Source organism: Labilithrix sp. (assembly GCA_019637155.1).
Lineage (GTDB): Bacteria > Myxococcota_A > Polyangia > Polyangiales > Polyangiaceae > Labilithrix.
Window position 1 is genome coordinate 51242 of the sequence record JAHBWE010000011.1, and the last position, 13673, is coordinate 64914.

A 13673-nucleotide genomic window follows, 5' to 3' on the forward strand; every position below is an offset into this window, starting at 1 on the left:
CGAGCGCGCGCTTCCCTCATCGGCGACGAAGCGCGCGCGAAGCGTCGTGCCGCGCTGGCCGCCGCGCTCCGCCCGCGCTGAGACGCGAGCGAGTCGGACGCGGGTCAGATGCGCGACGGCGGGCGGATGGTCTTCGCTTCCGTGATCGACGAAGGAGACGGCTGCGTCGCGACCGGCGTCGGCGGCGGGTAGTGCGGGACCGGCGTCATGCCGACGAGCAGGTCCTCGGCGCGGAGGCCGTCGAGGCGCGCGATCTCGCTGCTCGGGACGATGCCGCCGTAGGCTGCGCGGTGCGCGTCGTAGAGGTCCCAGTCGGCGATGCGCGCGGCGCCGCGGAGGATCGCGAGGACCGCGCGCTCGCGGCTCTGCTCCGGCACCGTGCCGAGGATCGCCTTCGCGCGTTGGCCCAGCTCCTCCGGATCCGCGACGCTCAGCGCCTCGCACATCGACTCGTGCCACGCGCCGACGCGATGCTCCGGCGCGACCTCGTCGAGGTGGCGCGCGGCGTGGGTGTAGAACTCGACCATCGCCTCGGGCGGACGCCGCGCCTCGAGCCAGAGACGGCCGAGGACGAAGTGCGTGAGCGAGAGGTCGTCGAGCACGAGGCGCTCCGAGAGCGCGTCGAGGACCTCGCGCGGCCACGACCACACCGCGAGCTGCTCCGAGAGGTAGCGCTCGTGGAGGAAGAACGCCGGGTCGTGCGCCGCGAACCGCTGCACCGCGAGGACGAGGTGATGGCGGACGCGCATCGCCGTGACGGGGTCGCGCACGAGGTCGAAGAGCCGGCGCGGCCAGTACGCGTCGTCGGGCGACGCGTGCATCGACCGGATGATGTCGTCGAGCACGTCTCGCTCGGAGACGGCGACGCACGCGCGCTGTCGTTTGCTGGAAGCCGGCTCGACCATCGCTGCTGCTCCGCTCATCAGTAGCTGTTGCAGCTCGGGACCTTGCCGACGCCGCGGCCGTACGACGGCTGGGCGTAGATGTACGCGTCACGGCGGCAGGTGCAGCCGTCGTTCTTGTAGCCGGACGGGCAGGTCGAGCAGCTCGAGCCGAGGCCGCACTTGTTGTACCAGGGGCACTTGCTCGTGTTCGTGCTCGTGACGTGCGAGTTGCGGTGGCAGAAGAAGCCGGTGTCGGTGAAGCCCGAGGCGCAGGTCTCCCAGCAGATTGGACCCTCGCCGACGTACCCCGAGCGGCACTTCGGGTAGCAGAGACCTGCTTGCATCTCTTCGCCCGCCGCGCAGGCGCACTGATAGCCCGTCGCCTTCTCGTCGACGCCGGTCTGGATCTCCGGCATCTGCGCCGCCTCCTCCTGCGTCTCCTCTGCCTCGAGGTCGTCCTCGCCCGTGGCGCAGCCGACGGCGAGACAGAGCGAGGTGACAGCGAGCGTGATGGCCATGCGAGTCGACATGATCGAGAGTCCCGTCCTTCGGTGATGTCGTCCGTCCTCCGGCGACGGAGAGGGACATCGCAAGGTCGGGGCCAACGATGTGGACCCAGAAACACCGCAAATCCGCGAGCTGTAACGCTGATACACCCCGATACAGGCGGGGACGTATCAGCCTCGGTCCCCGCAGCATGGCGGGAGACTTTCCATAGATCCCCACGGTCCTCCGGCGAAGGGTCTCTACGGCGGCCACGCGCTCCGAAATCGAGACGCGCTGCCAATAGAGCGCCGTCGCGACCTCTGCCTCGGACAGGTGGAGTCTTCCCGAGCGGGGTGAGCCTGCATCTCAGTCGTTCTGCATCAGGCCCTTGATCTTGCCGTTCGGGAGCAGCTTGATCGTGCGCGAGGCGGGGACCTTCGGGAGGCCGGGCATCGTCATCATCTCGCCGGTGAGCGCGACGAGGAAGCCCGCGCCGGCGGAGAGGCGCACGTCGCGGACGCCGATCGTGAAGTCGCGCGGACGCCCCGGGACGGTGGGATCGTCGGTGAGCGAGAGCTGCGTCTTCGCCATGCAGACGGGGAGCTCGCTGCCCGCGATCTCCGTCCACTTCGCGAGGCTCTTCTCGGCCGCGGGCGCGAACGTCACGCCCTTCGCGCCGTACACCGTCTTCGCGATCTTCTCGATCTTCGTCTTCGGCGGATCGCAGAGCTCGTAGACGTACTTCGGCTGCGGCGGCGCGGAGTCGGTGGCGTCGACGACCTCCGCGACCACGCGCGCGAGCTCGAGCGAGCCTTCGCCGCCCTTCGCGAAGCCCTCCGAGCGCGCGAGCCGCGCGCCGAGCGACTCGACCGCCTTCTCGACCGCCTGGATCTCCTCCGCGGTGTCGTTCGGGAAGACGTTGATCGCGACGATCGGCTTGAGGCCGAACGCGTGCGACGTCTCGAGGTGCTTCTCGAGGTGCTCGATCCCCTTCTTCAGCAGGTCCATGTTCGGCTCGCTGCACTGCTTCACCGGCGCGCCGCCGTGCATCTTGAGCGCGCGCAGGGTCGCGACGAGCACGAGCGCGCGCGGCCAGATGCCCGCCTGACGGCACTTGATGTCGAGGAACTTCTCGCCGCCGAGATCGAAGCCGAAGCCGCCCTCGCTGATCGCGTAGTCGCCGAGGCTCATCGCGAGGCGCGTCGCGAGCACGCTGTTGCAGCCGTGCGCGATGTTCCCGAACGGACCGCAGTGCACGATCGCGGGCCCGCCCTCCTCGGTCTGGACGAGGTTCGGCTGCAGCGCGTCGCGGAGCACCGCCGTCATCGCGGCGGCGGCGTCGATGTCGGAGGCGCGCACGGGCTTGCCGTCGTAGGTCTGCCCGATCACGATGCGTCCGAGCCGCGCCTCGAGGTCCGCGTGCGACGAGGCGAGCGCGAGGATCGCCATCACCTCGCTCGCGGCCGTGATGTCGAAGCGCTCCTCGCGCGGCGTTCCGCTCGCCTTGCCGCCGAGGCCGATGACGCACTTCCGGAGGAAGCGATCGTTCATGTCGAGCGCGCGGCCCCACGTGATCTGGCGCGGGTCGATCTCGCCTTTGTCCGGGACTTGATCGCCGAAGTACACCGCGTTGTCGACGAGCGCCGAGAGCAAGTTGTGCGCGGTCGTGATCGCGTGGATGTCGCCGGTGAAGTGGAGGTTGATGTCGTCGGCGGGCGTGAGCGACGCCCTGCCGCCGCCGGTGCCGCCGCCCTTCACGCCGAAGACGGGGCCGAGCGAGGGCTCGCGCAGCGCGAGGACCGCGTTCCTGCCCATGCGGCGGAGGCCCATCGCGAGCGCGATCGACGTCGTCGTCTTTCCTTCGCCCGCGGGCGTCGGGTTGATCGCCGTGACGAGGACGAGGCGGCCCTTGCCGCGAGGCGCGCGCTCGAGGATGCCGAGCTCGAGCTTCGCTTTGCCGCGGCCGTACGGGACGTAGTCGGCGGCGGTGAGGCCCAGCTCTTCGGCGACAGCGGCGATCGGACGCGGCGAGAATTCCATGGTCGCGGTGTAGCATCGCGCGCATGAAAAAGGTCGCGGTTCTGGGCTCGGGGATGGTGGGTGAGACGCTGGCCGGAGGCTTCCTCAAGCACGGCTACGAGGTGATGCGCGCGTCGCGCGAGCCGGCGAAGCTCGCGGAGTGGAAGGCGAAGGCCGGCGACAAGGCGCAGACCGGCACGTTCGCGGACGCGGCGAAGTGGGGCGACGTCGTCGTGCTCGCGGTGAAGGGCGACGCGGCGGAGTCGGCGCTGGAGCTCGCCGGCGCCGACAACCTCGCCGGGAAGACCGTGCTCGACACGACGAACCCGATCGCGGGCGCGCCGGTGAACGGCGTCCTCCCTTACTTCACGAAGATGGATGAGTCGCTGATGGAGCGGCTCCAGAAGAAGAACCCGAAGGCGCACCTCGTGAAGTGCTTCTCCTCCGTCGGCAACGCGCGGATGGTGAACCCCGACTACGGCGGGACGAAGCCGACGATGTTCATCTGCGGCGACGACGACGGCGCGAAGGCGGAGACGAAGGGGATCCTCGAGGCCTTCGGCTGGGAGGCGATGGACTGCGGCGGCGTCACCGCCGCGCGCGCGATTGAGCCGCTCTGCATGCTCTGGTGCATCCCCGGCTTCCGCGAGAACAGCTGGACCCACGCCTTCAAGGTGCTTCGCTAGAACTGCACGCCGCCGACCGCCTCGGGGCGCACGGACTTGCTGCCCTCGTTCACGATCAGCGCGAAGCGCGCGCCGCCGCCGAGGAAGACGCGGAGGTGGCGCGCGAAGGAGTAGCCGACCATGAGGCGGCCGCCGAGCCAGAGGTTGTTGTCGTTCGCCTTCTCCGGAATGACGTGGACCAAGTTGACCTCCGGCTCGAGGTCGAGGCGCGGGATCAGCGCGTCGAGCGGGACGTGCCCGCCGATCGCGCCCGTCGTCGCGAAGTTGCGGTACTTCGTCTCGAGCGTGCCGTGCGTGAACGCGAACAGCGTGTAGACGTAGCCGACCTGGAACTTGACGCCGAAGTTCCAGAACGCGAGGTTCCCGACGTACGCGACGGGGTGCACGCTGTTCTTCGAGATGCTGACGAGGCCGAGCGACGTGCCCTCCACCTCCTCGGCGACGTTCACGACGCCGAGCTGGAGCCCCTTCACCTTCCGCGCGACGTTGACGACGCCGAGCTGCAGCCCGCCGATCTCGCGCGCGACGTTCACCGACGCGAGCTGGAGGCCAGTCGCGGCGTCGGCGTAGGCGAGGCCGCCCGCGATCTGCGCGCCGCGGAGATCGTGCGCGTAGTCGAACGCGCCCGCGATCTGCGCTCCGTCGACCTCGCGCGCGACGTTCGCGGCGCCCGCGATCTGCGCGCCCTCGACGCGCCGCGCGTAGCCGCCGAACGCGGTGAGCTGGATCCCCTCGAGCTCCCGCGACGCCCACGCGCCGAAGCTCGAGAGCTGGAGGCCGTGCACGGTGCCGGCGCGGCCGTAGAGGAGCGAGAGGTCGAAGTACGTCTTCGCGTTCGGCTTCCCCGCGTTCGTCGCGATCGGATACGCGAGGCCCGCGCTCACGTAGACCTCGGGGTCGGGGCGCGCGGCGGCCGGCGGCGCGGCGGGTGGCGGCGCGGCGGCCGGAGGCGCGGTGGCCGGTGGCGCGGCGGGCGGTTGGCGCGCCGCGAAGCCGTCGAGGAGCTCGCGCGCTTCGTCGCGGGCGAGGTTCTCCGCGAGCAGCATCGCGGTCGTCGCTTCCTCGCCTTCTTTCGGTTGCACCGTCCGCTCGAGGACGCGCCCGCCGCCGTGATCGGCGCGGACCACGAGCTCGCGCGTCGCGGCGCGGAAGCGCACGGTGACGGAGACCTTCGCGGCGCGCCCCGGGGTGGAGGGGAGGACGGGTTGACCGAGGTCGGCGGAGAGCCGGGGCGCGAGCTCGCCGAACGAGACGGCGGGGGCGTCGGAGTCGACCTCGAGCGTGTAGGCGGCCTCGGAGTCCTGGGCCGACACCTCGCGAGCGAGTAGGAGGAGGAAGACGATGGAGAGCGCCAGCGCCCGTCCGATGCGGAGGAGGGTCATTTCGCGGATCGATAGGGAGGAGCGCGCCGCCGGAGCCTCGCTCGCGTTCGGTCCTTCTGTCACCGCGCGGCTCGACTCCGTTCAACGCCAGGCGTCGATTCCGGCCGGGGGGGCCCGTACGGGCGTTCAGCGGCGGCTCCGAGAGCGCTTAAAACACAAGCCTCTATGCGCTCGACCACCTTTCCTCTACCGTCACTTGACCACGTTTGGGTGGGCTCGATACTCTGCTGATCGTCGAAGTGTGGGAAAGCTCCCACGTTTGTCGTGGCGTCAGACGGTGCATCGTCGCTCGTCACTCGTTTCGGTCCGCTCGTGATGCAAGATCCCGCCGCCAAGGCATCCGCTTTGCCGTCGATCCCACCGGGTGGTGGGGGCGGCGGACGTCCGACCTCAGGCGGCCGGTCGTACGTGCTGCGCTTCATCAGCGGCAAGTACCAGGGCGGCGAGTTCCCGATCGTCAACGACAAGCCGATCATCGTCGGCCGCTCGAGCGATCTCGACATGGTCCTCGTCGAGGACATGGTGAGCCGCAAGCACGCGCGCATCACCATGCAGCAGGACCAGATCTGGATCGAGGACCTCGGGTCCACGAACGGCACCTTCGTCAACGGCGAGAAGATCAAGCGCGCCCGCCTGAAGGAGGGCGACCGCGTCCTCATCGGCACGTCGATCCTCAAGGTCATCGCCGGCGAGGGCCAGCGCGACGGCGAGACCGCGAAGCGCGACCTCGAGAACGTCGCCGCCGCGCGGCGCACGACGCAGGCCCGCACGATGAGCGGGTCGATCGAGGAGGTCCCGCTCCCCGACCTCCTCCAGCTCTTCGCGACGTCGAAGAAGAACGGCGTCCTCGTCATCCGCACCGAGAGCGACGACGTCGGCAAGATCTTCCTCCGCAAGGGCGTCATCTACTACGCGTCGATCAACGACCTCGACGACGTCCCGCCGATGAAGAGCATCTTCCGGATGCTCACGTGGCAAAAGGGCCTCTTCGATCTCGATCCGCCGGACGAGCGCGAGTTCCCGAACGAGATCAACCTGAGCGTGCAGGAGGTCCTCATGGAGGGCCTCCGCCAGCTCGACGAGTTCAACGAGATCCGGAACGAGCTGCCCGACCTCAACACGCGGCTCGTCCTCTCGCAGCCCGTCATCCCGCCGCTGCGCGACCTCAAGCCGGAGGAGCTCGACATCCTCCAGCTCGCGCACAACTACGGCCACCTCGAGACCGTCCTCAACAAGAGCCTCGCGACGGACCTCGACACGGTCCACAGCATCCTGAAGCTGCTGAAGGGCTCGTATCTCCGCCCCGAATAGTGAAGGTTACTCGCGACGAGGAGGACCCCGGCGCTCGCCTCGACGTTCGACACGAGCCAACGAGCGAGGCGCGCGGCGGCTCACGGATCGAGGAGCGCGCGATCGCGTTTCACGGCGCGGCGCGCACGCACGTGACCTACCGCTTTCGCTGACGCGCGATGCGGGCGGCGGCGAACGTGGTCGCGGCGATGAGGAGCCACGTGCCTGCTTGCTTGTGGAGGGGGCGCGTCGTGCGGCAGGTGCACGCGCTGTCGTCGTCGGGCGGGATGTTCGGGGGCGGGGCGGTGTTGTTGGAGCGGAGCACGCCGTCGGGGCATGGCTCGTCGTTCGGGTCGGAGAACACGTTCGCCTGGTGCCGGGCGGAGATGGGCGTCTGCCCGCCCGCTTCGAGACGAAGGTCGGTCGAGAGCGCGGCGACGGGGAGGTCGGCGCGCATGCGCGTGAGCCAGATGTCTCCTTCGTGCAGGCCGCGGCGCGCGACCTCGAGGTCGTCCCACCCGTCGCAGCCGGAGACGAGCTCGGTGCACGCGCCCGCGTCGCTCGCGCCGCCCGCGCCGCCGTCGGCGTCTTGTGCGCCGGGGCCGGGGAGCTTGTCCTCGTCGCATGGACGCACGCGCGGCGGACGCGTGATGCACTGCTGCGTGTAGAGCGTGTGGACCGAGCTCGTGTCGTCGCCGAGGACGATGACGTTCCGCTCGAAGCTCTGGCGGTCGCTCGTCTCGGTGAGCCACGTGCGGCCGTCGTTCGTCGCGAGCGCGGTCCGCTGGAGATCGGTGAGGTTCGAGCGGCCCGTCTTGCCGTTCCATACGAGCTTGCTGCGGTCGACGACGGCGTTGGGGAAGCTCTGCGCCTGGTAGCGGCCCTCGGCGATGATCCAGAGCGTGAGGCCGACGCGCGCGCCGACGCCGGCGGCGACCATGCGGAGCGGAAGCGTCGCGTCGCTGCCGGGCGTGACGACGCGGACGGGGCGCATCGCCTGGACGCCCTGGCCGGGCCGCAGGCGCAACGCGATGAAGTCGAAGCCTTCGCGCGTGTACGCGTCGACGGTGGGCTTCACGTTGTCGGGGATCGCGAAGCCGTTCTTCGTGAGCCACTCGCTGATGCCCTCGCCGTTCTTCGAGCGGAGCGTGACGGACTGGTAGGGGCCGATGACGGCCTCGGCGACGATCTCGACGCCGTCGCTCTCCTCCGCCGCGCCAGCGTCGACCGTATCCCCGTCGTCGCCGCCCGCCCGCGCCGAGTCGAGCGTCGCCGAGTCGTCGCTGCCGCCGCAACCGCCGCCGGAGTCGTCGCCGCCGACGGTCCGCGTGCCGCCGTTCGCGGTGCGGCAGGTGCGGACCGGCCCGCGGACGGTCGTGCGCGTCGCGGCCTCGAGCGCTCCGATGAACTCGTCGCGCGAGAGCTCGATGCGCGCGCCCTCCCGCACCGGCAGCACCCACGCGAACTCCTCCGGCGCGCCGGTGTAGCGGACCTGGTCCCAGAGGATCGTCTCGTTCGTCGAGACCTTGAACACCATGCGATGGTCGGTGACGACGCTCGTCGTCTCGGTCCCGGAGACGATCGGCGTCGCGGGGTGGAAGCAGCCACCGCACGCGACGGCGTCGCGCACGTCGGTGACGGCGAGGGCGCCGGCGAAGAAGGTCCCCAGCGCGAGAGTGGTGAAACGCACGATCGATCTCCGGAGTGGGCTCAGCAGGCCGGCATGACGCCGCCGTCAGGGGTCGAGCGGCGGCGCACCCGCAATTCTGCACGGTTCGCGACGCTCGCGAGCGCGAATTGCAGCACGCGTGCCAACGAGCACGCCGCGGCGGCTTCCCGGGTAACCTGGGACGATGGCGACGGTCGTGATCACGGGGGCTTCGATGGGGATCGGGGAGGCGCTCGCGCTCGCGTGGGCGAAGCGTGGGGCCGCCGTCGTCCTCTCGGCGCGTGGGCGGGACGCGCTCGACGGCGTCGCGCGGGCGTGCGTGGCGGCGGGAGGGCGCGCGATCGTGGTCGCGGGGGACGTGACGGAGGAGGCGCATCGGGAGGAGCTCGTCGAGCGCGCGGTCGCGGAGACGGGGGCGCTCGACGTGCTCGTCAACAACGCGGGGCGCGGGTTCTATGCGCCGGCGCTGAAGGTCGACGTCGAGGAGATGCGGAAGCTCTTCGAGCTCAACGTCGTCGCGCCGCTGCGGCTCACGCAGATCGCGGCGCCGCACCTCGAGCGGTCGCGCGGCGTGATCGTGATGATGTCGAGCATCGCGGGCGTCGTCGCGCCACCGCGCTACGCGGCGTACGCCGCCTCCAAGTTCGCGCTCGAGGCGATCTCGATGTCGATGCGCTCCGAGCTCGCGGCGACGGGGATCCAGGTCGTCGTCGTGCGGCCCGGGCCGGTGAAGACGCCGTTCCGCGCCAACGCGACGCGCGCGCCGGGAGAGGTGGGCTACGACCAGCCCGATCCCGATGCCCAGAGCGCCGAGTCCGTCGCGAACCTCACCCTGCGCGCGGTCGATCGGCGGAGCGCCGTGATCGAGACGAGCGCGTACGTGCGCGGCGCCGCGACCGCGATGCGCCTCGTCCCGCCCGCCGTCCGGTTCGCGCTCCGGCGGATGGCGACGAAGCGCGCGTCGTAGCGCGTCGTAGCGCGTCGCGGCTCAGCGGCGGCGCCAGAACATGAACGTGTGCGTGCGCTCGCGGAAGGGGATCGCGATCGTCACGCGGCCCTCGCTCCAGGGGCCGAACGCGGCCGGCGCGAACAGCGCGTGCGCCGGCACCGCCGCGGGATCCACATGGGTGGGCTTCTCCTCGTTGACGCCGAGGACGAGCAGCCCGCCCGGGCGGAGGCGCGCGGCGGAGGAGCGGAGCGCGCGGTCCACGTCGTCGGCGGTGTCGAGGCCGTAGCCGATCACGCCGTTCATGAGGATGACGTCGAACGGCTCCGCGAAGTGGCGCTCGAGGTCGCGGAGATCGCCGACCACGTGCGCCGTCGTCGCGTACTCGGCGCGCGACTCGTCGACGTCGAGGGTGATGAAGGTCTTCCCCGTGAAGGGTGTAGAATACAGCTTCGTGTACCACGCCACGCCGACGGAGAGGATGCGCTGGTTCCCGTCGTCGGCCGCGATCGCGCGGAGGATCTCGTCCTCGAACACCTTGCGATCGGGCGGCGTGTAGCGGCCGCGCTTCCACGCGATGTGCAGCACTTCGGCCTTGGCCCAGCGGAGGGGATTCACGGTCGGAACGATCGGACCAAGACCGCGCGGGCGTGTGCCTCGAGGCCTTCGAGGCGGGCGAAGTCGACGATCGCGGCGGCGTCCTTCGCGAGCGCTTCGGGCGTGTAGCGGATGATCGAGGTCCGCGCGACGAAGTCGTGCACGCCGAGCGGCGAGCCGAAGCGCACCGCGCCGCCGGTGGGCAACACGTGGGACGGGCCCGCGACGTAGTCGCCGACTGCCTCCGGCGTCGACCCGCCGACGAAGGCCGCGCCGGCGTGATGGATCGCGTCGAGCAGCGCGTCGGGCTCGCGGACCTGGAGGCTCAGGTGCTCCGGCGCGATCGTGTTCGCGACCGCGGCGAGCTCGTCGCGCGACGCGACGACGAAGGCCTCACCGTGACGGCGCAGCGACTCGGCCGCGATCGCGGCGCGCGGGAGATCGGCGAGCTGCGCCTCGAGCGCGGCCCCCACCTGCGTGACGAGGTCGCGCGACGTCGTCACGAGCAGCGCGTACGCGTCTTCGTCGTGCTCGGCCTGCGAGAGGAGGTCCGCCGCGACGTGGGCCGCGTTCGCGTCTTCATCTGCGACGACGAGGATCTCGCTCGGCCCCGCGATCGAGTCGATCGACACCGCGCCGTAGACCATGCGCTTGGCGCACGCGACGTACGCGTTGCCGGGGCCGACGATCTTGTCGACGCGCGGGATCGACTCCGTGCCCCACGCGAGGGCGGCGATCGCCTGCGCGCCGCCGGCGTCGACGACGGCGCTCACGCCGGCGAGGTGCGCGGCCGCGAGGATCGCGTCGTCGCTCGCGTCCCCCGCGAGCGGGGTCGCGAGGACGATCTCGGGGACGCCCGCGACCTTCGCCGGGATCGCGCTCATGAGGACGCTCGACGGGTACCTCGCCTTTCCGCCGGGGGCGTAGACGCCCACGCGCGCGAGCGGGCGGACGCGGAGCCCGAGGTGGCGGCCTCCCTCCTCGACACGGAACCCGGAGCCCCCGAACATCGCGTCGCGTTCCTTGCGGTGAAACACGGCGATCCGGTCCGCGGCAAGCTCGAGCGCAGCCCGGGCCTCCTTCGGGAGGCGGTCGAGCGCGTCCCTTCCGCCGATTTCAGAGCGGTGAAGCGCCGCGGGGCGACGGCGCTCGAAGCGCTCCACGTAGCGAAGGACGGCCGCGTCCCCTTCTTTTTTCACGGCCTCGAGGACCTCGCGCACGGCGGGCTCGACCTTGGCCGAATCGGTTTCGCCCCGCCCCGCGAGGCGCGCAAGGGCTGCGCGAAGCTCCGAATCGTGGGCGCTCGTCCAGACGCGGAGGCCGAGGGCGGCGAGAACGGCGGGAGCGGCCGGAGGCGAAGGCATAAAGCGGCCTTCCTATACCATTGTGCCGGTGGTAATGTGCGTGCCCTTCTCTGAGCGGAGCTTGCTGTGGATAGTGATCTGGCGGATGCGGTCGAGGGTCTCAAGACCGTCTTTCAGAAGCGCAAAATCGAAGCTTCGTGGGGGAAGGCCGATAAAGCGCTCGTCGAAGACCTGAAGAAGAAGCTGCGTGTGCCGCAGCGCTACCGTGCGTTCCTTCTCGGGGCCGATCCGGTCAAAGTCGAGACGGTCACGCCGGTCGAGAGGGTCCGGCTGTTCTCGTCCACCGAGGTCGAGAAGGCGCAGGACCTCCCGAAGACCTCCCAAGATGGGGGCAGCGTCCCCGCGGACTGGAAGGCCTCGTGGGTGGTCGTCGGCGAGAGCTCGCTCCTCGGCGATCCCTACTTCCTCGACGTGTCGAAGCTCGATCCGGAGGGAGACTGCCCGGTCTACACCGCGATGCGGGGGGAGCCGCGCTGGAACCCGAAGCTCGCGGCGTCGACGTTCGCCCAGTTCCTTCGCATCCTCTCCACCGCGATGGAGATCGCGCAGGGCTTCGGCGACGCGATCATGGACGACGAGGACGAGGACAGCTTCCGCGAATCGCTCGGGCCGAAGGTGAAGGTCATCGACGCCGCCGCCTTGCGCGCGGGTCACTGGACCTGAGCGGCTCGATGGGGGTCGAGTCCGCGTACGCGCAGAGCCGTTACCGCGCGCCCGAGATCGAGCACAAGTACGGACCGAACGTCCATCTCCTCGACGATCCGGTGTGCTGGACGCAGCTCGCGCGCCTCTGCGCCCGCGAGACGGTGCAGCCGGAGGTGGGCCAGCTCGTGCGCGCGCTCTACCAGCGCCTCGCGCAGGTGGTCCTCGCGGCCGAGTTCCCGCGCGAGCGCATCGCGGTCCCGACCCGCATGGTCATCAAGTCGCCGGAGGCGGTGTACCGCGGCGTCGCGCTCGACGCCTCGACCAACTGCGTGACGGTCGGCATCGCGCGCGCGGGCACGATGCCCTCGCAGGTCGTCTACGATCTCCTGAACGAGGTCATCGATCCCGCGGGCGTGCGCCAGGACCACCTCTTCATGTCACGCGCGACCGACGCCGAGGGGAAGGTCATCGGCGCGACGTGGCACGACGCGAAGATCGGCCGCGACGTCGAGGGGCGCATCCTCTTGATGCCCGATCCGATGGGCGCGACCGGCTCGTCGATCAACAGCGCCATCACGCACTACAAGACGAAGCTCGAAGGCACGCCGAAGCTCGTCATCACGATGCACCTCATCGTGACGCCGGAGTACATCAAGAACGTCCTCGCCGAGCACCCGGACACCGTCATCTACGCGCTCCGCCTCGATCGCGGGCTCTCTCCCTCCAAGGTCCTCTCCACCGTCCCGGGCACGCACTGGGATCAGGAGAAGGGGCTCGACGAGCACCACTACATCGTCCCCGGCGCCGGCGGCGTCGGCGAGATCCTCAACAACGCCTGGGTCTAACGCGCGAGCGCGGCGATCTCGGTCGCCGGCAGGGGCCGCGCGTAGATCCGAAGCTCGTCGACGACGCCGTCGAACGTGGGGCCGTCGTCACCCGCCTCGCAGCCGAGGAGCAGCGTCGATCCGTCGCTCGTGAACGTCGTGATCGTGTTCGTCTCGCGCTGCGCGAGGACGCCGTCGCGGTACGTGATCGCCTCGCCGTTCGCGGGATCGTAGACCGCCGCGACGTGGGTCCAGGTCGCCAGCTCCAGCGGGATCGCGATCTCTCTCTTCTCCGGTCCCGGCGCGCGCAGATCGAGCTCGAAGCGGGCCGGATCGTCGCTGCCGAAGCGCCAGCCGTGGCCGGACGCGGTCACGCCCGCGAGCTGGCGACCGTCCGAGTCGAGCGCGTACGAGCGCACGAAGACCCACGCCGCGATCGTGAACGGAGCGCCGTCGAAGCGGAGGTCGGCCGCGTCGCCGAAGCGGAAGCAGGTGCTCGCGAGGTCGGCGCCGCCGCCGCGTTTTCCTTCCGTCCAGATCGCGGCGGGATCGCCGCGCGCCGTCGTCGCCGCGCGCGCCTTCGCCGAGCAGTCGACCGGCGGGAGCGCGGAGGGGACGTCGTCGAACGGCAGGTAGAGGACGAGCGACGGATCGGGCGGCTCCTCCGGGCAGACCGCGCCAGCGTCGGCCGCGTCCGTCACCTCGGCGTCGGCGTCCGTGTCGGGCGCGGCGTCGACGATGGGCGTGGAGCCTGCGTCGTCGATCGTGGCCGCGGGCGACGTGAGGTCGTCGACCGAGACGATGAGCGAGCAACCCGCGAGGGCGGCGCCGAGGGCGAGCCCACATGCCGTCGCGGAGTGGATGCCCATGCTCGGCGATTG

The 13673-nt window shown here is 70.6% G+C and carries 14 protein-coding genes; 6 read left to right on the forward strand and 8 right to left on the reverse strand.

The window, feature by feature from the left end; genetic code table 11:
* Positions 1-104: 104 nt before the first annotated feature.
* The 3 genes from KF837_23500 to KF837_23510 all read right to left on the reverse strand — a co-directional run bounded on the left by KF837_23500 (position 105) and on the right by KF837_23510 (position 3410).
* Positions 105-923, reverse strand: a complete 819-nt coding sequence (locus KF837_23500; protein MBX3230308.1) for a hypothetical protein — start codon at positions 921-923, stop codon at positions 105-107.
* Positions 923-1402 carry a hypothetical protein gene (locus tag KF837_23505; GenBank protein ID MBX3230309.1) on the reverse strand — a complete coding sequence of 160 codons (480 nt, stop codon included), beginning with the start codon at positions 1400-1402 and terminating at the stop codon, positions 923-925. Before KF837_23505 ends, KF837_23500 begins: the two co-directional genes overlap by 1 nt.
* A gap of 334 nt (positions 1403-1736) precedes the next feature.
* The gene (locus KF837_23510) at positions 1737-3410 is read right to left on the reverse strand and encodes a formate--tetrahydrofolate ligase (protein MBX3230310.1); all 1674 of its coding nucleotides are present in this window, start codon (positions 3408-3410) and stop codon (positions 1737-1739) included.
* Positions 3411-3433: 23 nt separating this feature from the next.
* On the opposite strand from KF837_23510, the gene KF837_23515 reads away from it, so the two are divergent.
* Entirely contained in the window at positions 3434-4075 is a 642-nt protein-coding gene (locus KF837_23515; protein ID MBX3230311.1) for an NAD(P)-binding domain-containing protein, read from the forward strand.
* Here the strand turns inward: KF837_23515 and KF837_23520 are convergent.
* Positions 4072-5457 carry a hypothetical protein gene (locus KF837_23520; protein MBX3230312.1) on the reverse strand — a complete coding sequence of 462 codons (1386 nt, stop codon included), beginning with the start codon at positions 5455-5457 and terminating at the stop codon, positions 4072-4074. The two genes, KF837_23515 and KF837_23520, sit on opposite strands and share 4 nt — an antisense overlap.
* 315 nt (positions 5458-5772) lie before the next feature.
* On the opposite strand from KF837_23520, the gene KF837_23525 reads away from it, so the two are divergent.
* On the forward strand, positions 5773-6768 hold the full coding sequence (locus KF837_23525; protein MBX3230313.1) for a DUF4388 domain-containing protein: 996 nt from the start codon (positions 5773-5775) through the stop codon (positions 6766-6768).
* A complete protein-coding gene (locus KF837_23530) occupies positions 6768-6920 on the forward strand; it encodes a hypothetical protein (protein MBX3230314.1) in 153 nt (50 codons plus the stop codon). Before KF837_23525 ends, KF837_23530 begins: the two co-directional genes overlap by 1 nt.
* Here the strand turns inward: KF837_23530 and KF837_23535 are convergent.
* Complete coding sequence (locus KF837_23535) at positions 6905-8437, reverse strand: DUF2330 domain-containing protein (protein ID MBX3230315.1); 1533 nt, start codon at positions 8435-8437, stop codon at positions 6905-6907. The genes KF837_23530 and KF837_23535 overlap by 16 nt on opposite strands.
* A 163-nt stretch (positions 8438-8600) precedes the next feature.
* On the opposite strand from KF837_23535, the gene KF837_23540 reads away from it, so the two are divergent.
* Positions 8601-9383 carry an SDR family NAD(P)-dependent oxidoreductase gene (locus tag KF837_23540; protein MBX3230316.1) on the forward strand — a complete coding sequence of 261 codons (783 nt, stop codon included), beginning with the start codon at positions 8601-8603 and terminating at the stop codon, positions 9381-9383.
* 21 nt (positions 9384-9404) lie between these two features.
* On the opposite strand, the gene KF837_23545 is transcribed toward KF837_23540, so the two are convergent.
* Together KF837_23545 and hisD are read right to left on the reverse strand one after the other, a co-directional pair.
* On the reverse strand, positions 9405-9980 hold the full coding sequence (locus tag KF837_23545) for a class I SAM-dependent methyltransferase (protein MBX3230317.1): 576 nt from the start codon (positions 9978-9980) through the stop codon (positions 9405-9407).
* Complete coding sequence (gene hisD, locus KF837_23550; GenBank protein MBX3230318.1) at positions 9977-11323, reverse strand: histidinol dehydrogenase; 1347 nt, start codon at positions 11321-11323, stop codon at positions 9977-9979. Before hisD ends, KF837_23545 begins: the two co-directional genes overlap by 4 nt.
* A 126-nt stretch (positions 11324-11449) precedes the next feature.
* Here hisD and KF837_23555 point away from each other — a divergent pair, with 126 nt between their 5' ends.
* Complete coding sequence (locus tag KF837_23555; GenBank protein MBX3230319.1) at positions 11450-11986, forward strand: SMI1/KNR4 family protein; 537 nt, start codon at positions 11450-11452, stop codon at positions 11984-11986.
* A gap of 8 nt (positions 11987-11994) precedes the next feature.
* Positions 11995-12813: a uracil phosphoribosyltransferase gene (locus KF837_23560; GenBank protein ID MBX3230320.1), complete on the forward strand. Its 819-nt coding sequence runs from the start codon at positions 11995-11997 to the stop codon at positions 12811-12813.
* Here KF837_23560 and KF837_23565 read toward each other — a convergent pair.
* Positions 12810-13661 carry a LamG domain-containing protein gene (locus KF837_23565; protein ID MBX3230321.1) on the reverse strand — a complete coding sequence of 284 codons (852 nt, stop codon included), beginning with the start codon at positions 13659-13661 and terminating at the stop codon, positions 12810-12812. The two genes, KF837_23560 and KF837_23565, sit on opposite strands and share 4 nt — an antisense overlap.
* Positions 13662-13673: the final 12 nt, after the last annotated feature.

Excerpts from the sequence above, each read along its gene's own strand:
- KF837_23500 (MBX3230308.1), bottom strand. The coding sequence starts at position 923 with ATGAGCGGAGCAGCAGCGATGGTCGAGCCGGCTTCCAGCAAACGACAG.
- KF837_23505 (MBX3230309.1), bottom strand. The coding sequence starts at position 1,402 with ATGGCCATCACGCTCGCTGTCACCTCGCTCTGTCTCGCCGTCGGCTGC.
- hisD (MBX3230318.1), bottom strand. The coding sequence starts at position 11,323 with ATGCCTTCGCCTCCGGCCGCTCCCGCCGTTCTCGCCGCCCTCGGCCTC.
- KF837_23540 (MBX3230316.1), top strand. The coding sequence starts at position 8,601 with ATGGCGACGGTCGTGATCACGGGGGCTTCGATGGGGATCGGGGAGGCG.
- KF837_23510 (MBX3230310.1), bottom strand. The coding sequence starts at position 3,410 with ATGGAATTCTCGCCGCGTCCGATCGCCGCTGTCGCCGAAGAGCTGGGC.
- KF837_23525 (MBX3230313.1), top strand. The coding sequence starts at position 5,773 with ATGCAAGATCCCGCCGCCAAGGCATCCGCTTTGCCGTCGATCCCACCG.
- KF837_23565 (MBX3230321.1), bottom strand. The coding sequence starts at position 13,661 with ATGGGCATCCACTCCGCGACGGCATGTGGGCTCGCCCTCGGCGCCGCC.
- KF837_23560 (MBX3230320.1), top strand. The coding sequence starts at position 11,995 with ATGGGGGTCGAGTCCGCGTACGCGCAGAGCCGTTACCGCGCGCCCGAG.
- KF837_23515 (MBX3230311.1), top strand. The coding sequence starts at position 3,434 with ATGAAAAAGGTCGCGGTTCTGGGCTCGGGGATGGTGGGTGAGACGCTG.
- KF837_23520 (MBX3230312.1), bottom strand. The coding sequence starts at position 5,457 with ATGACCCTCCTCCGCATCGGACGGGCGCTGGCGCTCTCCATCGTCTTC.